The sequence below is a fragment of the Providencia sp. PROV141 genome (assembly GCF_028481645.1).
In the GTDB taxonomy this organism is placed as follows: domain Bacteria; phylum Pseudomonadota; class Gammaproteobacteria; order Enterobacterales; family Enterobacteriaceae; genus Providencia; species Providencia rettgeri.
Genome location: NZ_JAMPPR010000014.1, coordinates 102772 through 129610, shown reverse-complemented (window position 1 = coordinate 129610; position 26839 = coordinate 102772). Strand labels below are relative to the sequence as shown.

The following is a 26839-nucleotide window of genomic DNA, read 5'->3' as shown; positions in this document are numbered from 1 at the left end:
AGTTATCGTATGAACAACCGTGAATTATGAAACAGAGGAATGTTTACGTTTACGAATACGCTTTACAATAGGCGGAAGAATTAGCACTAATACCGCTAGTGTTAATAAACTTTGAGAAATCGTACTGCTCCACAGAATATCGAAATTTCCATTACTGATGGATAACGAACGGCGTAAGTTTTGTTCTAGCATTTCACCCAATACAAACCCTAAGATTAATGGCGAAAGTGGGAAGTTCATTTTACGTAGAATAAACCCAAATACGCCAAGCCCCATCATGAGTAACAAATCAAACGTCGTACTATGAACGGCATATACCCCGACAGCAGAAATGCAAGCAATCGCAGGGACTAAAAACCATAATGGAACCGTTAACATACGCGTGAATAAGCCAATTAATGGAATATTCATGATGAGCAGAACTACGTTAGCAATTAACAAAGCCGCAATTAGCCCCCAAACAATATCAGGTTGCTCAGTAAACATACCTGGGCCTGGGGTGATATTATAGAGCGTTAGCGCCCCCATCATTACCGCAGTTGTCCCTGAGCCCGGAACGCCAAGAGTTAACATCGGGATAAATGAACCACACGCAGAGGCATTATTGGCCGCTTCTGGTGCAGCGACACCGCGAACATCACCATTACCAAAATCGCCTTTTTCGCCACTGATTTTCTTTTCAGTCATATAGGTGATAGCACTGGCAATGGTGGCACCGGCACCCGGTAAAACGCCAACAAAGAACCCAATGAAAGAGGAGCGTAAAGCAGGGCCAGCACAAGCTTTGGCTTCTTTGCGATTAAATAGCATTCTGCCTGTTTTACGGATCAGCCCTTGGCCTGTTGCCGTGCCTTCTAGCATCAATAAAATTTCACTAACAGAGAACAAACCAATAACCACGACGATAAACTGCACGCCATCCGATAAATGTACGCTATCAAAGGTAAAACGATATTCCCCAGAGTTGGCATCTACACCCACAGTAGCAAGTGATAAACCAATTAATGCCGCTAATAGTGATTTAATTGGGTTTTGGCTCATCATACTGCCCAAACAGGCGATAGCAAAAACCATCAAAGCGAAATACTCAGCAGGCCCGAAAGCCAAAGACCATTGCGCTAATAAAGGAGCAAATAAAATAATTCCCACAATTGCAATCGTTGAGCCAATGAATGAACTCACCGCAGAAATTGACAGTGCAACGCCACCTTTACCTTGTTTTGCCATCGGGTAACCATCTAGCGTGGTCATGATTGCCGCGGCATCGCCAGGGACGTTGAGCAATATTGATGAGATGCGCCCACCATATTCACAACCTAAATAAACCGTGGCGAGTAAGATTAATGCAGACTCGGCTGGTAATTTAAGTGCAAAGGCCAGTGGTAGCAAAATAGCGACACCATTAATGGGGCCGAGGCCGGGAAGCATCCCAACAATAGTACCAATAAAACAGCCAATTAAGGCGATCAAGATATTTTGAGGAACAAGAGCAACCTCAAAACCTTGTGATAGGTACATCCAAGTTTCCATGATTTCGTTCCTTAATTAAGCAAGCTACCAATAGGTAAGGTTACATCTAGCCATTTATCAAAGGCATAGAATAGAAAGATACCTAAGACGGGGCCGGAAATAATCGCGGCGATAGGCGTTGCACCAAATAGCAGAGCAATACTGATGGTGAGTAAACTGGTGGCAATCGGGAATCCTAACCATTCAAAAGCCCATGCATAGATAACAAGTGCAACGACTAACAAAACTAAACGACGTAATACATAGGGTTTTGGCCATTCAACGGCTTCTTGCTTGCCAAATAGTAAGGCAAGGGCACAAAGCGCCATTAAAGAGAGTATGACAACCGGAAAAGGGCGGGGGCCCAGTGGTTCATAACTAAACTCACTTTGGATCCCCCAACCAATATAAATTCCGATAGCACACAGTATTAGCCAAACTATGGCAAATATGCGTTGGCTCATCGTTCACTCCGTTATTTAGCTAAACCGAAGGCTCGGGCTTGTTCACGATATTGCTCGATTTCTTTTTTGACATAGCTATCGAGTTCTTGCCCGGTTAAGTTGTATTCAAATAAGCCGCGGAGTTCGCGCTGTTTTTTGAATTCGTCGGTTTGTTGCAGTTTTTGGAAGGCTTCAACCCATTGGTTATAGTCGGCATCAGACACTTTGGGCCCCATATAGAAACCGCGAATGATTGGCCAAACGATGTCATAGCCTTGTTCTTTAGCTGTTGGGATGTCGGATAAACCATCTCCAAGGCGTTTGTCTGAGTAGACTGCAAGGATACGAATTTTGCCTTCATTGATATACGGCGTCATTTCGCTGATATCCCCTGAAAGGACTTGAATATGGTTACCCAGTAGTGCCGTTAAGGTTTCACCGCCCCCTTCAAAAGCCACGTAACGCATTTTGCGAGGGTCAATATCAATGGCTTTGGCTAATAAGGCGGTTTTCATCCAATCTTGGCTACCAATCGACCCTCCTGCACCAAAGACAATGCTATTAGGATCTTTTTTGAAGGTGTCCATTAAATCTTTCAGAGTCTTATATGGTGAGTCCGCGCGCACGGCAATCATACCGTAGTCGCTTCCGACACTAGCCAGCCAGCGCACATCATTTTCGTTATAGCGACCAAACTTACCTTGAGCAAGATTGAGTAAAGAACCGCCGGAGAAAGCAACAATGGTGCCAGGTTCTGCAGGGCGTTGAGCGACAATGGCGTTATAAGCGACCGCGCCAATACCGCCGGGCATGTAGGTCACTCGCATTGGTTTTTCGATTTCTTTGGTTTCAAGAAGAGATACTTGTACTAATTTACAGGTTAAATCAAAACCACCTCCGGGTTTGGCGGGGGCAATACATTCTGTACGTTCAGGTAGGGCATTTGCTTGGTTGATGCCAACTAAAAATATTGCTGTTGCTAAGGCCTTCTGTGTGAATTTTTTCATTCTTTTTTCCTTACTAAGACAATAATTAGAGGTATATATTGTTTACTTCTTGTTGTGTTGGTATGGCATCATTGTCTGATGAAGCTTTCATTTACCTTTCATTAACAAATATTATTATTTTTATGTGATATATATCAGATTGTTTTGTATTTTTGCTTTTTTGTTATGTTAACTTAATGTTAAATTAATCGCGTTAATGGTGTTTATTAACAATAGTTGTGATGGACACAGTAAATATGCGCACATTTGCTTTCCATTCATTCCATGGAATGCCAACGTATACTGATAAATAATTATAATGAGTATGCGGAATGAGAATTTTATTGGTTGAAGATCATGACGAATTGTCATTATGGTTACAGAAGGCTTTATCGTCATCTGGGTTTGCAGTTGATGTTGCTAGTGATGGCGCGATAGCAGACCAGTTATTACAAACTGAGCACTATGAATTAGTCGTGTTAGATGTATCACTCCCGAGAATGAGCGGGCTTGAGGTATTAGCGCAAATGCGCAAACGTCATCAAGAAACGCCAGTCTTGTTATTAACGGCGAATTCAGACGTAGCCGACCGAGTACAAGGGCTAAATGCAGGGGCTGATGACTACCTGACAAAACCTTTTGATATTGCGGAATTAGAAGCGCGTCTTCGCGCTTTATTACGACGTAGTCAAGGGCAGGTGAATGAATCACAACAGTTTGGTTTGCTTAGTTACCATGAGGACGGTTATTTCTTATTAGGACAAGAACCACTTGGCTTGACGCCAAGAGAATATGCGGTGTTAAACACCTTATTTCATCGACGAGGGCGCCCTGTTTCTAAAATGCAATTATTTGAGCAGGTGTTTTCGCTGTCAGATGAAGCCAATTTACAAAGTATTGAGTTATATGTTCACCGTGTTAGAAAAAAACTTGCCGGTTCGGATGTTAACATCAATACCTTACGCGGATTGGGATACCGATTAGAGCAGTGTAGTGTATGAAATTAGTCTCTCATCCACGCTCTCTCTTTCATCAGTTGCTGCTCTTCTTCGGTATCCCCCTCATTTTATTGGGAAGTTTTTCGGTTTATACGCACTACTACAGTGCAAAAAATGCCGCAAACTTAGCCTATGACCGCACATTATTAGCTTCAGCTCGAACCGTCGCGGAGCGCTTGCAAGTCGTCGATGGGCACCTCTCAGTCAGTGTGCCTTATGTCGTGCTTGATAGCTTTGAGCTGAATAATAATGACCGAATTTTTTATCAAGTTATTTCCCCGGACGGTGAAACTATCTCTGGTTATGATGACTTACCGCCTATTCCCCCGTATTGGATGCGCTCACAGCATTATACTGCGCTAGTTTATTTTTATGATGCGCAGTACAAAGGCTTACCTATCCGCATTGCTGCATTTTATCAACCCATTAATGAAGGCGGTATCACCGGGATGGTTGAAATCCGTGTGGCGGAAACAGTTTATTCGCGACAAGATCTTGCTAATCAATTATTAATTTCTGCACTGATGAGCCAAGGCACTGTGGTGTTTTTAACTTTGGTACTTGCCTATATTTTGCTTAGCAAGTTATTGGCACCGCTAAAAAAATTATCCCATTTAATGTTAAGCCGTTCCGCTAATGATTTAACCCCATTGCCTGATTTACTGCCGTGGTCTGATTTATCACCATTAATTGATGCATTAAACCGCTATATTTCCCGCCTAAAGCGGATGGTTCGACGGCAAGAACGGTTTAGTGCGGATGCCTCTCACCAACTTAAAACGCCGCTAACTGTTCTCAAAACACAGGTTTCTGTCGCGATTAATAGTCAGGATGAAACCCAAAGGCAACAGAGTTTACAAGCCATTGATAAAACTCTTGATAACACGATCAATTTGACGGATAGGCTTTTGCAGCTATCACGCTTAAAAGCCCATGAGAAAGAAGCCATTACACAGTATCGCGCCATAAATTTGGTGGATATTGTTCACCAAGCCTGTTTCACTCGGTTACCCCAAGCAGAAAGCCAACACATTGATTTAGGTTATGAAGGTGCGGAAACGGCATGGATTAAAGGCGAGCCTATTTTATTAGCAGAGATGTGTGCAAATTTAATTGATAATGCTATCAAATATACCCCTGCAAATGGAGTGGTCACCGTTCGTGTGGTCAGCAGTGATGACCATCTTCATTGGATTTTGGAGGTAGAGGATTCAGGTCCTGGGATCCCAGACGCTAAAATTAACCGTTCTATGGAAGCTTTTACTCGATTAAATAACGCGTTAGGAAAGGAAGGTGCAGGACTAGGGCTTGCTTTAGTGAAAGATATTGCCAGTTATCATGGTTCTGAACCACAGTTATTAAAAAGTGAGTTACTTAATGGATTGTTGGTTAGAATTGCATTTAAAGCAAGCCAAGCGCCACACTGAAAAGAACGCCCTAATTAGGGCGTTCCATTAGTGACAAAGTTTAAGAATAATAAAACTTGATGCACTTAGTTTCGTATTGGTACTAACACCTGTGGTAGTGTGTTATTTGAAAGCTCTGAGTTAAAATTACTGCTTGTCATTTGTTGTGAGAAGCCGGCTATGAATCGGATTAATGTGTCTGCGAGATTATAATAATCGTTAGTATTTGTAGGTACGTTATGTATGCCCAGCAGGTGTATTTTTCCTTTTTGTTCCATAAGTAATTTTTTTTCTCTTATTTTTGAGTCAGTTTGGTATATTTCCTTAACCAAAGAAAGTGTGTCTTTATGGGACCATTTTCTATCGCGATAGTCCAAATGCTGATAAATAAATTCTGTTAGATTTATTTCTTCATCTTTTTTTTGATTCATTAGTGTATTTCGTTTGTCAATATCTATTGACATATCTGGTTTTTTTTTCAAGTTAATCTTTTCATTAAGTGATTCAATTAAAGAAGTAGTATTTCGTAATGCATTTATTTTATCGCCAATCGTTTGGTAATAATTTCCCTCACTGGTTTCAGAGGAAATCGATTTTAATGGAACAAAATTATGAATCTGAGAAATATAAGTATCTGCTTTCATATTTAGATTTTCATATTCTATTGTTATATTAACGTCTTCTTCATTAATATTAATAATGAAAGGCATCGGACTAGAATATTGAGAAGATAAATATAAGTTATTATTTAGTTCTAAATTAATGAGTCTCAGGGAAACTTTTGTTTTTATTAGATAATCATAATGCTGGGATATTAAATTTTCAATGTCGTTACGGATTTTTTTGGGGTTTTTCAGTATCGTATTTTCAGCGAGATAATTAGATAAATTATCCTTTATGATAGACATGTCGTTTTCTAATTTATCTATTTCGTGTAAGAATGTCTGTTTGTTTTTATATAGATTCGCTTCATTTTTTAATTCAATTTGAATTCGTTGGTAAATTAGGCTAAATAATTTGTCTAATTTATTTTCGATGTTTTTATGATATCTTTCTTTATCAACATAAATAAATGGAGGCATTAACTCAGAAGTTAATATTTGATTTTTTATGGTTAATTCAATGTTAATTTTAAATCTATCAAATGATTTTAATGACTCAGTAAGCAAACTAAACTTATTATTATTTGATTGGCTTTCGATAAAAGCATTTCTGTCGAATTCTTTATAATTGTTAAAGTGTTTAATGGTGTGATTTAAATTTTTATGGTTTTTTATTTCTTGTATGTTTGAAGTTAAATGTTGAATTTCTGCGTTATCAGCATTTAGTTCTAAAATATATTTACTTATTTTATTAATAGTGTTTTTATCTTTATGATAATTAGAGTTTTCATTGTTTAGGCTTTCTAGTGATTCTTTGATTTTATTTGTTGTATCTTTGTGGGTTATAGCTAATTGCTCTGCTTTTAATTCAAGTTTGTACGTTTTATCTATAATAGATAACCTTTTTTCTTGAATATCGACTGTTTTTTCTAAGTATAGTTTGAATAAAACATCGGTATCATCTAACACTTTATTAAAATTATTGACTTCTATATTTATAGAGTCTAAAAGATCAACGATTTCTTTAGGTGTATTTTTTTCTTTTGAATTAAATATGTTGTGTACCTGATCGTTTAGCTCCAATAGCCTTTTAATATCTAAATCTGATACCTCTATGGATTTATATTGAGATAATTTTGTTTTTAATTGGCTGGTTAATTCTAAAATGTGTTCTTTATCACCTAGTGAAGAATTTTTAGTGGTATTGTTTTGGAGGATTTTATTATATTCATTATTTGCTTTATCTAGTGTGTTTAATTTATCCATTTGTTTGATTAATAGGTTTCTAACTTCAGTTTCTATGTGCTGTAATTTGAACCATTCTACGCTTGTATATTTTACATGAGTTTGTAGCTTGCCAATTTTATTTAGTATTTTAATATAAATATTATTGCTTTCTTTTAAGTTTTCATGGGAATCTTTGACTATCTTTTTTAAACGAGAAGCGTCATTGAATGGTTTTTCAAAAATTGATAGGGTTGCAGAATGATTAGTTTCCTGAGATATATTGTGGTTGTTTATATTACCTTGTGGTTTTTCTTTTTTGTTTAAATTTGATATTTGGTTTGTATTCATAGTAAACACTCCATGTTAATGATTATTAGACCTGCATGTAAACAGGTTTAATATAATCGAACAAAAGGAGAGAGACTAATTTTTATTTTATATAAAAATACGATTAATATAATTTGAATTATTAGCCAATAATTTTTTAAATTATATTATAGATGGAAGTTATGAAATGTTTTTATCTGGTTATAAAAATGATAGTTGTAGATAAAGGCGCCAAAGGAAATTAGCGCCTTCATAGTTCAATTAGTTATGAATTAGGCTGAAATCCCACTCTTTGAGAGCTTTAATGGAATCCTTATCTTGGTACTTAGCACCCAGTTCAAGGTAATCATGGGCTTTTTGGATATCTTCCTTGGTTTTGTTACCTACCCAGCCGTTATAGTACATATAAGCGAGCTTATATTTTGCCATAGCGTGGTGGTTACCTTGTTCAAGGTCTGTCATATCGTAATATTTTGCTGCGCGGACATAATCTTTTGGCATGCCTTGGCCAAAATAGAGCATATCCCCAGCTAAATGTGCAGTATTACTGTCATTTTGTTGCGCGCCTAAATCAAAATAATAAAGCGCTTTCGGGAAGTCTTTTTCAATGTCACGCTCATTATCTTTACGGTAAAGATTGCCTAAAATATTATAAGCACGAGGGTAGCCATTTTTCCCTGCTAATTCATAGTAGTAGATCATCTTTTGTGTATCTTCGGGGACACGTTCTCCGCGTGCGTAAGCGATACCTAATGAAAAGGCTGACATTTTGTCTCCTGCCTCAGCTTCGACTCGCTGCTTTTCAATTTGCTCGGCAAAACGGCCATATTTCTCGTAGGCTTTTTCATCGGCAACTTGTTTCTCAACCTCTTGTTTATCTTGAGCTGAAAGTTTATCCATTAGCTCAATAGAACTTGGTTTTTTATCAAGTTGCAATGCGTAGTAATAGGCTTGTTTGGCATCACCTTTTTCTACATATGCTTCATAAATTGCGTCAAGTGCATATGTTGGATGGTAATATAACGAAATTTTATACCATTCGATGGCTTTGTCGATATTGTTATCAACATTGCAATCGCCTTTTAAATAGGTGGTTCCCATCTCTTCAGAAAGACTTTCTGGATAATGAATATAGTGTTTGTCGGTATTTTTCTGGAAATTGCTTTTTTCAATCCACTCCTTCAAATATCGGCTTGCTTTATCCATATCTACATTATCGCTGTTGCTACAATATTTACCGGGGTAATAGATCTGATAGAGCTTTTTGGTTGCGGCTAAATCGCCCTTATCATAAGCCTGTTGTAAATAAGTTAAGGCTCGAGTGTTATCACTATTGGCATAATAGTGATACAAGTTCACTAGTGCTCCGGTACGATGGTTTTCTTCACTGAGTAGCAACGCTAAATATTTTTGTTCATCTTTGGGGCGGTTGAGCTTCCTTTTTTCATCTTTAATCCCATCTCGATACAAATCCACCAGCGCATTGAAGGCGTTATTAGAAAGTTTCTCATCGGTTGATTTCATACCTTCTTGTAGATATTGAATGGCTAAATCATATTCAGGAGAGCCAGAAAGAATTTCGCTATCATATAAATGAGTTTGGGCTAATTGAATTTTAGAGAAAAGGTCTCCTTGAGCCGTACCTTCAATGTAATTCTGACGTTTTGCTTGGCTATCTTCAGTCACTGAATCAAGGGGTTGATAAGCGGCTAAATTGCCAGCCTTGATACTTTTCTTATACCAATCTTGCGCCGCGAGATCTCTACCGCGCGAACTATACCAATCCCCGAGTTTAATATAAGCGGCTGTATCGCCTTTTTGGGCAGGAACAACGAGGGTTTCATAGACTTCAATATAATCATCAACCCGTTTTGGATTAGAATGTTTGCGTAAATAAATGATGGCTTCATCCCAATCAGGTGCCATTAACCAAGCGTTTTTTTCGTCATTTAGCACGCCCATATAGCGCATCTCACTATAGAGTGCGATGGCGTAGTCATTCCCTTCATCACTCGCTTGTTTTAGGTATTTAGCCGCTTCAAAACGATCTTCCTTGACACCTTGGCCATAGAAATAAGCTCGGCCCACTTTGTATTTTGCAGAAGGGCTGTCATTGAGCGTTTTCATGCCAATATCATAATCATCCATGTACTTGATGAATTCATTACCCCAACTGCCTGATTTAAGGTAATACTCACGTGCTTTTTGTCGATTAGGCTGAACAAGCTGGCTACCTTTTAAATATTGATGTGCCAGTTTACGGGTATAGTCTTTGCTACCAAGGGCGGCTAATTGGTCGTAATAACCTAATATTTTCGCTTTATTGGCATCAAGGTATTGATCTTGTTGGTAATAATCAATGAGCTCTTCAAGTGCGTTTTCTTGATTGAATTTTGCACTTTTCTCTAAATATTCAAGCCATTTTTTCTGATCGACTTTTTGTCCATAATTACCATATTTATATGCATTGGCCAGTGTGCGTAACGCGTCAGGGTCGTTTTGCTTCACTTTTACTTGAATATTGGCAAACGAGGCTTTAGATTTTTCAATTTCTCGTTTACGCGATTTTAAAAAGCTATAATCAGGATCAGAAATCTGGTTGTAATAGAAAAGGGCGGTATCATAATTGGCATCTTCCCCGTAGTTACCTTCTTGGTAAATTTCCCCTAACTCATATAAGCAGCGGTTGTTTTTAAGTGCTGCACATTTTTTATATTGAGGAATTAAATCTTTTTGAGTCAGTCCAGTAATTTGTTGGAAGCGAGATTTATAATACGCCTTATCATTGTGATAAGTGACGCCATCAAGGTTTTGTGCGATATATAAATAAGCGGATGCACTGCCTAATTCTGCCGCCTTTAAAATATAATCGTATATTGGTTTTATTTCAGCATCACTTAACGTATCAACTTGAGTTAATTGAGTCAGTTTATTGATCCCGTATAAATAGGTGATATCAGCATCATGATTAATGAGTGGCTCAATTAATTTTTGTGCCTCAGCATGGTTATCATATAACGCCATTTTTACCAAAATTGCTTTTGTGTCAGCGCGATTTAAACCAGTTTTTAACAAAACATCTTGAGCGATTTGTAGCTCATGTGGGCGTAATTCAGCTTGTGCTTGAGGTGAATGGAGTACATTGACAACTAGGTTAGCGATTTTATCGGTTTCTGTTGGTCGGTATTTTAATAATGCAGCGGCATAATAAACTTGGCTATTATAATTGCGATTAATTGATTTTTCATATAAATCAAAAGCTTGATCGCTATTTTTTTCTGCATCCTCTTTGAGTAAGTAATCAGCATATAAATAAGCTAAGGAATAATTTTCGCGCTTAATGACATCCTCTTTGAGGATATCGATAATCGTTTTTTCATCGATAAGTGCTTTAATATCATAGCGATAATATAATTGTACTAATAGGCGCTCAGCGGTTGATGGATAACCGTTTGCATTAAGGTTGTCGATGAGTAACTTAGCCGCTTTTTGCACATCCTGCTTAGTACCAAATGCAATAATATAATAACGTGCTAATTGCACTTGAGCATCATAAGTGGGATCTATACGATTTGCTTTTTCTAGAGCAGCGAAGGCCTTCTCTGGTGAAAACAACGGACTGCCTTTAACACTATAAACATCACTGGCTACCATTAAAGCTTCTGCGGAGTTCGGATATTTTTCTATTAAAATAGGGGTGTATTTAGCGACAGTATTACTGAGTTTTCGGGTTGGAAACTCGTAACTGGAAATCGCTCGTTGGTTGATGGTAACGAGCGCGTCTAAATCACCAAGATCTGCTGCACCGGTGAGATATTTTTCAGCTAAAGCGTCATCACGCTTAACGTCGCTAAATGTACTGCCTGAATAGACTTTATAAGCCTGATACATTGCGGGAGGATATTGGCCTTCAGCGGCATCAGTTAAATCCTGAATACGATCTTTGTCGGCTTGGTAATTTAAATATAAGGCTTTAGGTTGTTTGGCCTCAACAAGCGGCCGGATATAAGCCATCGCACGGTTTTTATTTCTCCGCACGCCATCGCCAGTCATATATTTTTGGTACAGAGCATAGATAGCGTTCTCGTCACCACGGCTAGCACGCTCTTCTAAATTAGTGATGACTTTTTGTTTTTCTTCTTCTGTTTGTGAGCCATACAATGATAAAGCTCCTGGTTCTAATTCACTTGCGCCAGAAATGTATTCTAGCGCAGAGGAAAAAGAGAGGCGTTCGTACTTTTTGGCTAGTAACGGGTTCGGTGGTACGCCGTTACCGCCATCTTCATAAATTGATGCGAGTAACATCGCGGGTAAGGGAAAGTCGTTGCTAACAAGCGGTGTTAATATTTCAACGGCTTTTTTACTGTCATTCTCTATGTCATGAGCGATATAACCCAAGGCAAATTTGGCCAATCTTGAGCCTTGGTCAGAGGCCAACGTAAAATATTGGCGAGAGAGTTCGATATTTTGCGGTACTTCTTCGTATTTATCAGCTAAATAAATACCTCCAACCATTTCTTGTGCTTCTTTTACACCGAGGTCAGCGGCTTTAGTTAAAGAGGTTAACCCATTTTCATCTGTTGAAGTGTCTTCTATTAGGTGTTTATAACGGAAAAAGCCAAGGTTATATAACGCATTTTTATTGTTAGCTTCCGCCGCTTTAATTAGCCAGTTTTGAGCTGCCACATCATCGGCTTTCGTGCCAATACCGTCTTTATACATCATCGCTAAGGCGAAAGCGGATTGTGAGTCTTTCTCTGCGGTTTTTTGGAATTGTTCAAACGCAGCTTGAGATTCACCTTGTTGATATAAATCATAGCCTAATTGTGAGGGAGAGGATGAGTTGGTGGTATTGACGAAATAAATGCCAATGGCTACAGCAATTATTATCAATACGAACAACCCAACTTTAAACGGCTTAGTCATTGTCATTCCTTATCATAGTGGTTACTTGCCACGATCCATTTAGATTTATCGCGCTATAACGGCTTATTGAGTGGAGTTATACTCCTAAAGGGGTATTTGATTTTGCTTAAGTCTAATTGGAATTCCAGATGATTCAATCGGATTATCCTTCATCTGAAAAACGGTAATCCGATAAATGATACCAATGATGGGCGAACTAAAGGTGAATTGAGTGATTTTAAAATGTCACAAAGTATTAATAATGAGGAATATTAAAGGAAAATAAACGAAGGAATGAAGAGGATTTCAAACATAGCCCCACAAAGTGGGGCATATGAGTGACGACATTGCATTTATTGCTTTTGTAATTCTATTCTACTGGCAAGAATCTTCTTGAACCACCTTTTTTTCACGGCGGAATAATTCTGTCAGTGGTGTACGTAATTGTTGCGCTAACATTACCCCGAGTAAGACCACACCACCACCGATTAAATGGTAACTTTTGAGTTCTTCACCTAAGGCAAAAATGGCGATAATGGCGGTGAAAACGGGTGCTAGGTTCATAAAAATGGAGGTTGTATTCGCCCCAAGGCGCATAACTCCTTGGATCCATAATGCAGGCGCAATAATGGAAGCCGCAATACCTGCAAATACCACTAAACCGATATTTTGACTGTTCAGAGAGACATCTTCAGCTAATAAGAAATTAGGGAACAGCATGATAACGCCAAAGAAAACTTGAACGTACAGTGAGTCCCAACTGGATAACTGGATTGACCAACGTTTAGTAAGCACACCGTACAGGGCATATGCCGCAGACGCAACCAACATCATGGCTTCCCCTTGGCCTAAGCCTTGTGAGAATAACGCGCTTGGGCTTCCTTGGCTCACTAACCACACTAATCCACATAATGAAAGAATTGAACCTAGCACAATCCCCACGGTAGGAATAACGCGTAGTACAAAAATACTAATAATTACTGTTAGTAATGGGATCATGGAGTTCATAATTCCCATAAAAGTAGCGCTCACGCTGTGCGCGGCATAATAAGCTAAACTTTGGTATAGCATCATCCCTAAAGCGCCTAAAATGGCAAGCTGCCACCAATGCTTCCTGACCATTTTAAAATTTCGAAGCACAGAACGTAATACAAAAGGCGTCATTACAAGCAAGGCCAGCGCCCAACGGTAAAAAGAGATTGCCGCAGGGTCAATAGCGGTTGATGCTGCTTTGTTAACAATGGCATTAATTGACCATAATAAAACCGCAATCAGCGGAAAAAGAAGATTTTTCATTAAAACACTCTCCCATATTGAATGGGCGCTAGTATACATCTGTCCGATTTTTTATATATACTGATAACCAGACAATCGATAACGCTTTTCAGACAGGTACCATGGAAAACTTAAAATCAGACATTTGGCAAATCAGCGAATGTAATATCGCAGAGCCTGAATTGGTTGCTTTTCGGCATGAGCAAACTGCCGCCCTCACTGAGTATAAATCCCATTCGCATCCTTTTGGACAAATGCTGTATGTGGTGTGTGGCATCATGGAAATGGAGGTGGCTGGCCAACATTATTTAGCGCCGCCAGAGTTTTGCATTTGGATCCCTGCGAATATCCCCCATGCTAGCTTTAATAAAGAAAGTGTCAAATTTCGGATTATAGATTTTGCTCATGAATACAATCAAGTGCTGGCTCAACGGCCGTGTGTGATTAAGCTTAGTCCGATATTTCAATCAATTATGACGGATATGTATCAACGCGGTATTGTTCAGCCTGAAACAGAGCAAGACTTGCGTTTGGCTCATGTGCTGATTGATCAATTTCCATTGTCTCCCTGCCAAGACACTTATTTGCCTGTTTCAAAAGATAAATTTCTTGCTCCTATCTTGTTAGAGCTACAAGGTGACCCTGCAGATAACACAACGTTAGCACAATGGGCAAAACGCTATTATACATCGGAACGCACATTATCAAGGCGCTGCCAGCAAGAGTTAGGAATGTCGTTTAGTGAATGGCGTCAACGTTTACGCTACCTACACGCCGTTGCCGGGCTAGAAAAAGGAAAAAGTGTACATGAAGTTGCATTGGATGTTGGATATAGCTCGGCATCCGCCTTTATTGCGATGTTCCAGCAAATATCAGGTGTGACACCAGACCGTTTTCGAGCGAAAGAATTTACAGTAGAAGGTAACCTCTCATAGGCATCTGGCTTAAACCGTGGCAAAATATTGCTCCACTTATCTATATAACGACACACAACAAACAAGTGATTGATTGGGACAACAGCGTGAAAATTTTAGTCGATGAGAATATGCCATATGCTCAAACTTTATTTAGTGAGCTTGGTGAAGTGAAAGCGGTACCGGGGCGTCCTATACCAGAACAAGAATTAATTGATGCAGATGCATTAATGGTACGTTCTATCACTAAGGTTAATGAATCACTACTCGGTAATACACCGGTTAAATTTGTTGGAACCGCGACAGCCGGTTTTGACCACATTGATACTGAGTGGTTATCAACCGCAAATATTGGTTTTTCATCAGCACCGGGTTGTAATGCGATAGCGGTCGTTGAATATGTCTTTTCCTCACTATTACTGCTAGCGGAACGCGACAACTTTGATTTGCGTGATAAAACAGTAGGAATTATTGGTGTTGGTAATGTCGGAGGGCGTTTAGCTGCTAGGTTATCGGCTTGGGGAGTCAAAACATTACTCTGTGACCCACCGCGTGCAGCCAAAGGGGACGACGAGCTATTTGTTTCTTTTGAAGATGTGCTCAAGCAAGCTGACGTGATAACCTTCCATACTCCGCTGAATATGTCTGGGGAATATCAAACTTTCCATTATATGGATGAAACGGGTTTAGCAAAATTACGAGATGGCACCATTTTAATTAACGCAAGTCGAGGTGAAGTAGTTGATAATAAAGCATTATTATCTGTACTTAATCTAGGAAAAAAACTGAGCGTTATCTTAGATGTGTGGGAGCCAGAACCAGATTTAGACACTGCACTTTTAGCATTAGTGGATATCGGTACTCCGCATATTGCGGGCTATACGTTAGAAGGCAAAGCCCGAGGAACGACGCAAGTTTATGAAGCTTACTGCCAGTTTCTCGGCAAATCGTCACAAATTTCCCTTTCATCCTTATTGCCTAAGCCAGATATCAGTCAATTAACTTTCAATGGTAAATTAACGCAAAACCAGCTCAAAAGGTTAGTGCATCTCGTGTATGATGTGCGCCGAGATGACGCAGCGTTAAGAGCGGTTGCAGGGGTAAAAGGCGAATTTGATAAACTGCGTAAAAATTATCAAGAACGTCGTGAATGGTCATCCCTTGAAGTGATTTGTGATGATGAACAAACGGCATCAAAACTCAATGCACTGGGTTTTAAGGCAAGTTTAGTTAGCACAAAATAAATGAGTTAAAATGATCACCTATTAAATAGCGCCAATTGGGGCTATTTAATTTTTTATTTTTTAGAGGAATAGCCATGACTGAAGGTTGGAATATTGCAGTATTAGGCGCAACCGGTGCTGTAGGTGAAGCTATTATTTCACTGTTACAAGAAAGAGAATTCCCAGTCGGCGAGCTGTATTTACTGGCCAGTGAGCGTAGTGCAGGGGAGAGCGTACGTTTTAATGGCAAAAGTATTCAAGTTGAAAACGTGACTGATTTTGATTGGTCACAGGCACAAATTGCCTTTTTTGCAGCGAATGAAGGTGTCAGCCTACAATACGCTGAATTAGCGGCGCAGGAAGGGTGTATTGTCATTGATACTAGCGGCGTATTTGCTCAAGAACCCGATGTACCACTGATTGTCCCAAATGTGAATCCGCAAGTACTCGCTGATTATCGCAACCGTAATATTATTTCATTGGCAGACAGCTCAGTGAGTCAATTATTAACGGCAATCAAACCGCTGATGGACGCGGCAGGGTTAGGGCGTATTACCTTAACCAATATGTTGTCGGTTTCCAGTTATGGTAAAGCCGCTGTCGACGAGCTGGCAGGGCAAAGTGCGCGTTTATTAAATGGTATTCCTGCTGAAGAAGGCCGTTTTAGTAAGCAATTAGCCTTTAATATGTTGCCATTATTGACTGACATGGAAGGCAGTGTCGTTCATGAACGTCGTTTGGTTGAGCAAGTGCGTAAAGTACTGCAAGATGATGGCTTACCAGTGGCCGTTAGCTTTATTCAATCCCCTGTTTTTTATGGGAATGCGCAAGTCGTTCATTTAGAAACGTTGCGCCCAATGAGCGCAGAAGAAGCTAACGAAGAACTTGAACGTTTTGAAGATATTCAGGTCTCAGAAGAGGGTGATTATCCTACCCAGGTGACTGACGCGTCTGGTCATGACCAATTAAGCATAGGTTGTGTACGTAATGACTACGGCATACCAGAAATTTTACAGTTTTGGTCAGTGGCTGATAACGTGCGTTTCGGTGGCGCATTGATGGCGGTAGAAACAGCAGAGAAACTGGCTCAGGAGCTGTTTTACTAATGTCTGAGTCTACACAGTTGTATCGAATCGCATTAGGTATTGAATACAACGGCAGTCGTTATTTTGGTTGGCAACGTCAGCAAGAAGTTAAAAGTGTTCAAGGCTGTTTAGAGGAAGCTTTGTCAAAAATTGCAGCGGAGCCAATTAGTGTGTTTTGTGCAGGGCGTACAGACGCGGGTGTCCATGCTACCGGGCAAGTGGTGCATTTCGAAACCTCTGCCATTCGTAAAGAAGCGGCTTGGACTATGGGGGCGAATACCCATTTACCTGCTGATATCGCTGTTCGCTGGTGTAAACCGGTGGCTGAAGAGTTTCATGCACGTTTTAGTGCAACAGCGCGTCGATATCGTTACGTGATTTTTAATCATCGTTATCGGCCTGCGATTTTATCGAGTGGCGTAACGCATTTTCATTATCCACTCGATGAAAAAAGAATGCATGAAGCGGCACAGGCACTATTGGGTGAGCGTGATTTTACCTCATTCAGAGCAGTCCAGTGTCAGTCAAGGTCGCCATGGCGTAATGTGATGCATGTGAATGTCAGTCGCCACGGTAATTATGTGGTGGTAGACATCAAAGCCAATGCATTTGTTCACCATATGGTGAGAAATATTGTCGGAAGTCTGTTGGAGATTGGATGTGGTAACCAAAACATTGATTGGATGGCGCATCTTCTTGAATTAAAAGACCGTACAAAGGCAGCTGCAACTGCAAGAGCAGAAGGGTTGTATTTGGTGAGTGTCGATTACCCAGAGAAGTTTGAACTACCTCAGAATGTGATGGGGCCGCTTTTTCTGGCAGATGAACTGATGTAAAGCGAATTTTTATTTATCTCATAATTATTGCAAATAGCATGGATGCTATTATTGATGAGGATTATATGGAATTTATCACTTTTATTATCGACTTTATTTTACACATCGATGTACATCTTGCTGAACTGGTCAGAGATTATGGTACGTGGGTCTATGGTATCCTGTTTCTGATCCTATTTTGTGAAACAGGGTTAGTGGTCACACCATTTTTACCGGGAGATTCGTTATTATTTGTTGCTGGCGCGATTTCGTCATTAGACAGCAATGACCTGAATGTCCATTTAATGGTCGCGTTAATGATTACTGCAGCGATTATTGGTGATGCGGTAAACTACACCATTGGGCGTATTTTTGGTGAGAAATTATTCAAAAATCCGGACTCGAAGATTTTTCGTCGGGTTTATTTAGATAAAACCCATGCTTTTTATGAAAAACATGGCGGTAAAGCGATTATACTGGCGCGCTTCGTGCCGATCGTCAGAACTTTTGCACCATTCGTTGCAGGAATGGGTAAAATGTCTTATCGTCACTTTGCTTTTTATAATGTGACGGGCGCATTTATTTGGGTATTATTATTCACTTATGCGGGTTATTTCTTTGGTGAATTACCGTTCGTACAAAAGAATTTGAAATTACTGATAGTCGCGATTATCTTTGTTTCAATTTTGCCGGGCGTTGTTGAAATTATTCGTCATCGTCGAATAGCAGCGAAAGAAAAGCGTGCGGCAGCGCAAAAAATCGATAACCACTAGATGGTTTAACAAGTTTTTATCCACAGTGAGATATCATTGTGGTTTAATGGCAAAAAATTACATACTGGTGATAACCAGAGTGAATCAGACAAAAAGGTCCATTAATGAGCTGGATTGAAAAAATTTTAAAGAAAGGTAACTTGACCCAATCACACAAAGCCAACATCCCAGAGGGAGTTTGGACTAAATGCGATAGCTGCGGGCAAGTATTATATGGTGCTGAATTAGAGCGTAATTTATCCGTGTGTCCAAAATGTGACCATCACATGCGAATTCACGCACGTCAGCGCTTAGAAACCTTCCTTGATGAAAACTCAACAACAGAATTAGGCAGCGAACTTGAGCCTAAAGACATTCTGAAGTTCAAAGATTCAAAAAAATATAAAGATCGTATTGTTGCAGCACAAAAAGAAACCGGTGAAAAAGACGCGATCATCGTGATGAAAGGCACGTTGAAAGGTATGCCAGTTGTGGCTGCGGCGTTTGAATTTGCCTTTATGGGCGGTTCAATGGCTTCAGTTGTCGGTGCGCGTTTTGTCCGTGCTGTTGAACAAGCTCTGGAAGATAACTGCCCGTTGGTCTGTTTCTCTTCAAGTGGCGGTGCACGTATGCAAGAAGCACTGTTGTCATTAATGCAGATGGCAAAAACCAGTGCCGCATTAGCAAAACTGCAAGAGCGTGGCTTACCTTACATTTCAGTATTAACTGACCCAACCATGGGTGGGGTGTCTGCAAGTTTGGCAATGTTAGGCGATATTAACGTGGCAGAGCCGAAAGCGTTAATTGGTTTCGCAGGGCCACGTGTTATCGAGCAAACTGTTCGCGAAAAATTACCGCAAGGCTTCCAACGCAGTGAATTCTTACTTGAAAAAGGCGCGATTGACATGATTGTTCGCCGCCCTGAGATGCGTGACCGTTTAGCTGAAATATTGGCGATGTTAACCAATAAACCAAGCTTTAATGAGACACCAATCATCGTAGCGGAAACGGTTGAAATCGACATCGATGCCGTTGATGAACTTGATGCCCAAGAGCCAAAAAAGGATTCTGAAAAGCATAAAAAAGATGATGAGTAATCTAATCATTCCTAATGCCAAGTCTCCATTGGAGGCTTGGCTTTCTTATCTCACCGACTTACATAGCCAAAATATTGATATGGGGTTGGAGCGAGTTGGTCAAGTTGCTAGGAAAATGAACTTAACGCAGCCTGCCCCCAAAGTTATCACTGTGACGGGAACCAACGGAAAAGGGACAACTTGCCATACACTAGAGTCCATATTTATGGCGTCTGGCTTAAAAGTTGGGGTATACAGTTCACCGCATCTTATCCGTTATACCGAACGCGTTCGTATTCAAGGCCAAGAACTTCCCGAGTCTGATTTCTGTGAGGCATTTGCCATAATTGAAGCTCAGCGAGCAGATATTTCTCTCACCTATTTTGAATATGGCACTCTGGCCGCACTGCAATTATTTAAACAGGCTAAACTCGATATTGTGATTTTAGAAGTCGGTTTAGGTGGGCGGTTAGACGCGACCAATGTCGTTGATGCAGATATAGCCGCAATCACCAGTATCGCACTTGATCACACTGATTGGCTTGGTTCAGACCGTGAACATATTGGTTATGAAAAAGCCGGTATCTTCCGTGCTGGCCATTATGGTGTGGTTGGTGAGCCGGATATGCCAGCTTCAATCAGTCAAGTGGCAGAGCATTTAGGCACGAAGCTATTTCGTCGTGGGACGGATTGGCAATACAGTGAGCAAGCAAATAGCTGGTCGTGGCAAAGTTCACAGCGTGAATGGCATAATTTGCCGTTACCGAATGTCCCTTTAGCAAACGCAGCAACAGCACTCGGTGTGGTGAGTTGCTTATTGGAAATTGATGCTGATATTGCCCAAAAAGTGACTGAGTCCGCTATTCATCGAGGTTTGGAATCAGCTCAATTACCAGGGCGCTTCCAAATTATCGGTGAAAAACCGTTGATGATCTTGGATGTGGCGCATAACCCTCATGCTGCAGGCTACTTAGTCAGTAAATTGGCTGCCTTACCTGAAACTAAAGGTCGTCATATTCGTGCGGTTGTCGGGATGCTAGGTGATAAAGACATCAAAGGTACGCTTGAGTGTTTATCACAACAAGTCACCGATTGGTACCTTGCGCCATTAACTGAGTTTAGGGGGGCTGATGTGGCTCAACTGAGTCAACATTTACCGACAGCTAACCAGTTTGACAGCGTAGAAAAAGCGTGGCAGCAAGCTTGCATCGATGCAAACGAGCAAGATGTGATTGTGGTGTGCGGGTCATTTCATACCGTTGCTCACGTCATGATGTTATTGGAAAATCAAGAAGGATAGTGCCGGTGGCTAGTAAATTTCAGAATCGACTTGCTGGCGCCATTGTGCTTGTTGCAGTGGGGGTTATTGTGCTTCCTGCTCTGCTTGATGGCGATAAGAAATACAATGAAAATGAATTTGCGGCCATTCCTATTATCCCTAAACCGGGTGATGAAGAAGATATTGAAGCAATAGCGCCTATTGTCAGTACGACAACCACTGCTTCTTCAGAAGGTGCTTCTGAAGCCATGTTGTCAGAAGCCATTACGCAGCAACAGAATGAGCAGGTTGAAACTCGGCCATCGACGACAACTCCTGCGCCGAGCGTAGTTGAACCCGTCAAGCCGGAGCCTAAGCCTGAACCTAAAGTTGAGCCGAAACCACAACCCAAACCCGAGCCTAAGCCAGAACCTAAGCCTCAACCACAGGGCAAAGCGTTTGTTGTGCAAGTGATTGCATTGAACAATGCAAGTAAAGTTGAAGAGATTGTCGCTAAACTAAGGTTGTCCGGTTACCAAGTTTATACGGTTCCTGCCAAGCCGGTGAATAATAAACTCACGCGGATCTACGTCGGGCCTGAGGCTTCAAGGCAGAGACTAGAAGCGGCTTTACCAGAACTGAATAAGATTACGGGGACAAAAGGGATAATCCAAAGCTATAAACCTTAAAATAGAATTTAAATAATCCCTAAAAGGTAAGGGGATTTAGTAACTTACTGCGGCGATTATGATTTTTTCTTTTCGCCGCTATTTTTTTTAATTTGATAGAAAAATGGTTACGCAAACGTTTTCGTTTTCTGTTAGAATGCACTTCGCTGATGTCGTGAGTGCGAATTTTGGAATGAAATATGGTCTGGATAGATTACACAATTATCGCCATTATTGGCTTCTCGGCACTAGTTAGCTTGATCCGTGGTTTTGTACGAGAGGCGCTCTCACTGGTGACATGGGGCTGTGCTTTTTTTGTTGCGAGTACGTTTTATCCTTACTTAGCGGGCTACTTTACCCGTTTTGAGGATGTGCTGGTTAGAAATGGCATTGCTATCGCCGCACTGTTTATTGCCACATTAATTGTTGGCGCGGTGGTGAACTATGTGATTAGCTCGTTAGTACAAAAAACCGGGTTATCAGGTACAGATCGAGTTCTGGGGATCTGCTTCGGTGCGCTGCGTGGTGTGTTAATAGTTTCGGCATTACTGTTTTTTCTCGATACATTTACACCATTACCTCAAAGTGAGGACTGGCAGCGTTCGGAACTTATTCCGCAGTTCAGTCATATAATCAGGTGGTTTTTTGACTACCTGCAAAATGCGTCAAGTTTCCTACCGGAGAACATTTCTCCGTCTGGCTGATGAGGAAAGACTAAATGTGCGGTATTGTCGGTATCGCCGGTGTTACACCGGTAAACCAATCAATTTATGATGCTCTCACGGTGCTTCAGCATCGTGGGCAAGATGCAGCAGGTATTGCCACGATTGATGGCAAAAACAACATTCGTTTACGCAAAGCAAATGGTCTTGTTAAAGATGTATTTGAAACACGCCATATGCTGAGATTACAGGGATGCATGGGGTTAGGGCATGTCCGTTATCCAACAGCAGGTAGCTCAAGCGCTTCTGAGGCGCAGCCTTTCTACGTAAACTCACCTTTTGGTATTACACTTGCGCATAATGGTAATCTGACAAACGCTCATGAACTCACTCGGAGTTTATTTGAAACCGCGCGTCGCCATGTTAATACCACCTCTGATTCTGAGATATTACTGAACGTATTAGCGCATGAGCTGGATAGGTTTGATCATTTCCCTCTCGAACCAGACAATGTTTTCAGCGCTGTGTCAGCCATGCATAAAAAATTACGCGGTGCATATGCTTGTGTAGCGCTAATTATTGGCCATGGTATGTTAGCTTTCCGAGACCCTCATGGGATCCGCCCGTTAGTACTAGGGCGTCGCATTACTGAAAGCGGTGAGCATGAATATATGGTCGCTTCAGAAAGTGTTGCACTTGATACATTAGGGTTCGAATTTTTACGCGATGTTGCTCCGGGCGAAGCGGTCTATGTGACGGAAAAAGGGCAACTATTTACACGCCAATGTTCTGATAACCCGCAATTGACCCCATGTATCTTTGAATATGTGTATTTTGCTCGCCAAGACTCTTTTATTGATAAAGTGTCTGTGTATAACGCAAGATTACGCATGGGGCAAAAATTGGGCGCCAAAATTGCTCGAGAATGGGAAGATTTAAACATTGATGTGGTAATTCCTATCCCAGAAACATCGTGTGATATCGCGCTAGAAATCGCACATATTCTGGATAAACCATACCGCCAAGGTTTCGTGAAAAATCGTTATGTTGGTCGTACGTTTATCATGCCGGGTCAGCAAGAGCGTCGCAAATCAGTCCGTCGTAAGCTCAATGCGAACCGCGCGGAGTTTCGTGATAAAAACGTCTTACTCATTGATGACTCCATTGTTCGCGGCACAACATCTGAGCAAATAGTTGAACTCGCGCGTGAAGCGGGAGCAAAAAATGTTTACTTTGCTTCAGCGGCACCAGAAGTGCGTTTCCCGAACGTATATGGCATTGATATGCCAAATGCAAATGAATTAATAGCACACGGTCGCGAAGTGGATGAAATTCGCAAACTTATCGGTGCAGATGGGCTAATTTTCCAAGATTTGACCGATTTAGTCGCTGCCGTCCGTGAAGAAAACCCTGAAATCACAGAATTTGAGTGCTCCGTGTTTGATGGTATTTATGTGACCAAAGATATCGACCAAAGTTATTTAGACTACCTAGAAAACTTACGAAAAGACGATGAGTTAAAGTTGAAGGATCAGAGTGAGGTTGAAGACCTAGAGATTTATAACGAAGGCTAAATTTTCGTCAATTTTCGTCATAGTTTGGGCTACAGCGTTGTTGGCTTCACAAATTCGCCCTGGTCACGTAGTTTTCTACGCTCCTAGGGTCTCTTTGCTAGCCGCCTAGCTGTAACCCTAACTATATAGAAAATCCACAGTGATTCTGATTTTTCCCATCTTTAATCTGTAGCCTAAAATATCAAGAAAACTATGACGTTAAATGAAGGCGTAAGTTACAGTTATGTCTGATTTAAAATACGTAAAAATCGAGTAAGCTAGAGGGACATTAACTGCCTATTTGGAGCGATATATGGCTGATTTCAACTCCCTTCCTGATGTGATTAAACCTTTTGTAGATAAAATCAAATCCACTAAAAAATCCCTTGTTGAAATGACGTTAACCCCAGTTGAAGACTATATATTATGGGATAGTCGTGTCGGGGGAATGCCGTATTTGCCGCTAAATGAAAAGTATCCGACGAATAGCGAAGGAACGCCGCTCAAGTTACTTGCCCAAATTAATTTTGCACAAATGCCTAACTTAGAAAATTACCCTGAAAAGGGCATTTTGCAGTTTTTTATTGGTGGTGATGACTTATATGGAGCCGACTTTGAACAAAGGCAAAAACAGGAAGATTTCTGCATTATTTATTGGGAAGAGGTTATTGAAGATGCCGCCCAATTAACCCAAGATTTTTCCGCCGTGATTGCAGCCCATTCCGATGATTACTATACCCCTATAGATCACCAATACAGTATTGAATATACGCCTGCGGAACAGTTCATCAGTATTGATGATTTCCAATTTGGCCAGAAAATTTTAGGGGTTGATAACCTCTACGATTATGAGGACCAATTTGACGGTGAAGACTTTTACGACGAATGGGTTGAGCCTTACAGTGATACTTTTGAATCAGGGGCACATTGCATAGGCGGTTATCCGTTCTTCACTCAAACCGACCCAAGAGAATACGAAAAAGATATTCAACAATATGAATTACTTCTCCAAATAAATACCGATTATGAAATAGGGATTATGTGGGGAGATATGGGAGTGGGTAATTTTTTTATTCACCCCGATGACCTGAAGAAAAGGGATTTTAGTCGAGTTGTGTATAATTGGGATTGTGGTTAATTGCTTAAATTTTCATTATAGATAGGGTTGCAGCATTGTTGGTATCTGCAATTTGAGTGAATATTGTATATAATGCGCTGAGTTATCGTGAATAGGGCAGCGAAATGAAAAAACTGATCATTGGGTTAACAGGGGCGAGTGGGGCTATTTATGGTGTCCGGTTGCTTGAAGTGTTGAAACCTGTTAAAGAGGTGGAAACCCATTTGGTGATGAGTGCGGCTGCCCGTCAAACATTAGCATTAGAAACTGACTATAGTGTAAAAGAGGTTCAGCAGTTAGCTGACCATAACTATGATAGTCGCGATATCGCCGCTGCAATTTCTTCAGGTTCGTTTCGCACTGCTGGAATGGTGATCATGCCCTGCACCATGAAGACACTGTCTGGCATTGTTCATAGCTACACTGATACCTTAGTCACAAGAGCGGCCGATGTGGTCCTCAAAGAAGGGAAAAAATTGGTGTTAGGTGTACGAGAAACACCATTACATTTAGGCCATTTGCGCTTAATGGTACAAGCGGCAGAGATGGGAGCCGTGATCATGCCCCCGATGCCAGCGTTTTATCACCAACCTGAAACAATCCAAGATATTATCAACCAAACCGTTAATCGTATCCTTGATCAGTTTGATATAGAACTGGAGCAAGACCTATTTCACCGCTGGCAAGGGGGGAAATAACCCTTACTCATCTGTATGTGGAATAAGCAAGTCAGTAAGCGCTTCTTTTAATTCTATATGCTCAAACTGGAATCCTGCTTCTTCCAACCTTTTGGGAATTGCCTGTTGACCACCCAACACCAGTGCTGCAGACTCTCCCATGATGGTCTTAATCACAAAAGCGGGCGTTCGCACAAATGAAGGGCGATTGATAACATCACCTAACGTGGCAGAAAATAAGTCATTATGGACTGGATAAGGCGATGTCATATTAAAGGGCCCAGAAAGCGTTGGGCTATCCAATAGAAAACAAATTGCCCGAACCATATCGTTGATATGTATCCATGGCATATATTGTTTTCCGTCACCGATTGGACCTCCCGCTCCCATTTTGAAAATGGGGAGAATTTTAGCCAGTAAACCACCATTCGCCGATAGCACTAGGCCTGTGCGTAATAAACAAACGCGCGTTTTTTCCGATTGTGCATTAGCGGCTAACGCTTCCCAATGCTGTGTGAGTTGGTGAGTAAATTCATCGTGGGGTTGCTCGTCTTCAGTCACGACCGACTGGCCTTGGTTGCCATAATAACCGACAGCAGAACCCGATAAAAATACACGAGGTGGCGTTTCACTGGCGAGGATTAACTCGCTCAGCTTTTGCGTCAATTTCCAACGACTATCGCACAATAACTTTTTTTGTTCTTCGGTCCAGCGCTTTTCCGCGATCGGTTCGCCAGCAAGGTTAATAACGGCATCAAAGTCATTCAGGTGAGTTTGATCATTAAGAGACGTCCAGCACTCAACCGCCTTGCAAAAATGGCTATAAACTTTCTGCGGAGAACGGCTTAACACAGTAACCTGATGTCCAAGAGAAATCAGTTTTTGGATAAGTGGTGTTCCGATTAGCCCGGTGCCGCCTGTTATGAGTATCTTCATCGCCATCCCCGTCATATTTCAAACCGCATCGTTGTTGCTTGCGTTCTGTCAGCTTAGTCACATACTTGTGTATGCTCCTTATCCCCGTCATATTTCAAACCGCAGCGTTGTTGCCTACGTTCTGTCACCTTAGTCACATACTTGTGTATGCTCCTAAGGATGCCATCTCTTAGCGCCTAGCTGCAATTTGAACTATTTAGGGGATATCCCTGAGATCAGTCACAAACTACAGCGTTATGATTTAACTATAGCATTTGTGAATACAATTTGTATGATTTGCTTGGACTACCTTAAAGAAACTTGGCCTCATTATCATTGCAATAAAGAAGTGCTTTTTATGATGGCAACTAATTACAAATTCAGCTAGGATCATCTCCATAGGCGCGGATCAATGCGGATTGATATTATCTGGCACACAATAATAA

General features: G+C 40.9%; 21 protein-coding genes. 14 read left to right on the top strand and 7 right to left on the bottom strand.

Annotated features, from left to right (window positions below; genetic code table 11):
• Positions 1-24: 24 nt before the first annotated feature.
• From PSF09_RS09260 to PSF09_RS09250, 3 genes are read right to left on the bottom strand one after another with little or no spacing between them, the layout of a single operon-like run.
• On the bottom strand, positions 25-1530 hold the full coding sequence (locus tag PSF09_RS09260; protein ID WP_272664620.1) for a tripartite tricarboxylate transporter permease: 1506 nt from the start codon (positions 1528-1530) through the stop codon (positions 25-27).
• Positions 1531-1541: 11 nt separating this feature from the next.
• The gene (locus PSF09_RS09255; protein ID WP_210836402.1) at positions 1542-1973 is read right to left on the bottom strand and encodes a tripartite tricarboxylate transporter TctB family protein; all 432 of its coding nucleotides are present in this window, start codon (positions 1971-1973) and stop codon (positions 1542-1544) included.
• Positions 1974-1984: 11 nt separating this feature from the next.
• Complete coding sequence (locus tag PSF09_RS09250; protein ID WP_210836404.1) at positions 1985-2959, bottom strand: Bug family tripartite tricarboxylate transporter substrate binding protein; 975 nt, start codon at positions 2957-2959, stop codon at positions 1985-1987.
• 311 nt (positions 2960-3270) lie between these two features.
• On the opposite strand from PSF09_RS09250, the gene tctD reads away from it, so the two are divergent.
• Entirely contained in the window at positions 3271-3939 is a 669-nt protein-coding gene (gene tctD / locus PSF09_RS09245; protein WP_109911538.1) for a transcriptional regulator TctD, read from the top strand.
• Positions 3936-5363 carry a sensor histidine kinase gene (locus tag PSF09_RS09240; protein ID WP_210836407.1) on the top strand — a complete coding sequence of 476 codons (1428 nt, stop codon included), beginning with the start codon at positions 3936-3938 and terminating at the stop codon, positions 5361-5363. The genes tctD and PSF09_RS09240 overlap by 4 nt, the downstream gene beginning before the upstream one ends.
• Positions 5364-5428: 65 nt before the next feature.
• Here the strand turns inward: PSF09_RS09240 and PSF09_RS09235 are convergent, their stop codons facing one another.
• The 3 genes from PSF09_RS09235 to PSF09_RS09225 all read right to left on the bottom strand — a co-directional run bounded on the left by PSF09_RS09235 (position 5429) and on the right by PSF09_RS09225 (position 13699).
• The gene (locus PSF09_RS09235; protein ID WP_272683797.1) at positions 5429-7519 is read right to left on the bottom strand and encodes a hypothetical protein; all 2091 of its coding nucleotides are present in this window, start codon (positions 7517-7519) and stop codon (positions 5429-5431) included.
• Positions 7520-7759: 240 nt separating this feature from the next.
• Positions 7760-12424: a tetratricopeptide repeat protein gene (locus tag PSF09_RS09230; protein WP_272683796.1), complete on the bottom strand. Its 4665-nt coding sequence runs from the start codon at positions 12422-12424 to the stop codon at positions 7760-7762.
• A gap of 354 nt (positions 12425-12778) precedes the next feature.
• Complete coding sequence (locus tag PSF09_RS09225) at positions 12779-13699, bottom strand: DMT family transporter (RefSeq protein ID WP_004912327.1); 921 nt, start codon at positions 13697-13699, stop codon at positions 12779-12781.
• 101 nt (positions 13700-13800) lie between these two features.
• Between PSF09_RS09225 and PSF09_RS09220 the strand changes: the two genes are divergently transcribed.
• The 12 genes from PSF09_RS09220 to PSF09_RS09165 all read left to right on the top strand — a co-directional run bounded on the left by PSF09_RS09220 (position 13801) and on the right by PSF09_RS09165 (position 25499).
• Positions 13801-14613 carry a helix-turn-helix transcriptional regulator gene (locus PSF09_RS09220; RefSeq protein ID WP_004912323.1) on the top strand — a complete coding sequence of 271 codons (813 nt, stop codon included), beginning with the start codon at positions 13801-13803 and terminating at the stop codon, positions 14611-14613.
• An 86-nt stretch (positions 14614-14699) separates the two neighbouring features.
• Complete coding sequence (pdxB, locus tag PSF09_RS09215) at positions 14700-15836, top strand: 4-phosphoerythronate dehydrogenase PdxB (RefSeq protein ID WP_272683795.1); 1137 nt, start codon at positions 14700-14702, stop codon at positions 15834-15836.
• A 74-nt stretch (positions 15837-15910) separates the two neighbouring features.
• Positions 15911-16921, top strand: coding sequence for an aspartate-semialdehyde dehydrogenase (locus PSF09_RS09210; RefSeq protein WP_210837023.1), 1011 nt, complete (start codon positions 15911-15913; stop codon positions 16919-16921).
• Entirely contained in the window at positions 16921-17736 is an 816-nt protein-coding gene (truA, locus tag PSF09_RS09205; RefSeq protein WP_210837022.1) for a tRNA pseudouridine(38-40) synthase TruA, read from the top strand. The genes PSF09_RS09210 and truA overlap by 1 nt, the downstream gene beginning before the upstream one ends.
• A 65-nt stretch (positions 17737-17801) precedes the next feature.
• Positions 17802-18488 (top strand): DedA family protein, encoded by a 687-nt coding sequence (locus PSF09_RS09200; RefSeq protein WP_042851864.1) that lies wholly within the window; start codon positions 17802-17804, stop codon positions 18486-18488.
• A 104-nt stretch (positions 18489-18592) separates the two neighbouring features.
• On the top strand, positions 18593-19564 hold the full coding sequence (accD, locus tag PSF09_RS09195; protein WP_210837021.1) for an acetyl-CoA carboxylase, carboxyltransferase subunit beta: 972 nt from the start codon (positions 18593-18595) through the stop codon (positions 19562-19564).
• Complete coding sequence (gene folC, locus PSF09_RS09190; protein WP_210837019.1) at positions 19554-20843, top strand: bifunctional tetrahydrofolate synthase/dihydrofolate synthase; 1290 nt, start codon at positions 19554-19556, stop codon at positions 20841-20843. The genes accD and folC overlap by 11 nt, the downstream gene beginning before the upstream one ends.
• Before the next feature lie 5 nt (positions 20844-20848).
• Positions 20849-21490 carry a cell division protein DedD gene (gene dedD, locus PSF09_RS09185; protein WP_004912302.1) on the top strand — a complete coding sequence of 214 codons (642 nt, stop codon included), beginning with the start codon at positions 20849-20851 and terminating at the stop codon, positions 21488-21490.
• 179 nt (positions 21491-21669) lie between these two features.
• Positions 21670-22173, top strand: a complete 504-nt coding sequence (gene cvpA / locus PSF09_RS09180; protein WP_004912301.1) for a colicin V production protein — start codon at positions 21670-21672, stop codon at positions 22171-22173.
• 14 nt (positions 22174-22187) lie between these two features.
• The gene (gene purF / locus PSF09_RS09175; RefSeq protein ID WP_004912298.1) at positions 22188-23705 is read left to right on the top strand and encodes an amidophosphoribosyltransferase; all 1518 of its coding nucleotides are present in this window, start codon (positions 22188-22190) and stop codon (positions 23703-23705) included.
• Positions 23706-23997: 292 nt separating this feature from the next.
• Complete coding sequence (locus PSF09_RS09170; RefSeq protein ID WP_210837017.1) at positions 23998-24822, top strand: YwqG family protein; 825 nt, start codon at positions 23998-24000, stop codon at positions 24820-24822.
• A gap of 104 nt (positions 24823-24926) precedes the next feature.
• A complete protein-coding gene (locus PSF09_RS09165; RefSeq protein ID WP_210837015.1) occupies positions 24927-25499 on the top strand; it encodes a UbiX family flavin prenyltransferase in 573 nt (190 codons plus the stop codon).
• Between the two features lie 3 nt (positions 25500-25502).
• Here the strand turns inward: PSF09_RS09165 and PSF09_RS09160 are convergent, their stop codons facing one another.
• Positions 25503-26414: a TIGR01777 family oxidoreductase gene (locus PSF09_RS09160; RefSeq protein WP_272664625.1), complete on the bottom strand. Its 912-nt coding sequence runs from the start codon at positions 26412-26414 to the stop codon at positions 25503-25505.
• Positions 26415-26839 lie beyond the last annotated feature (425 nt).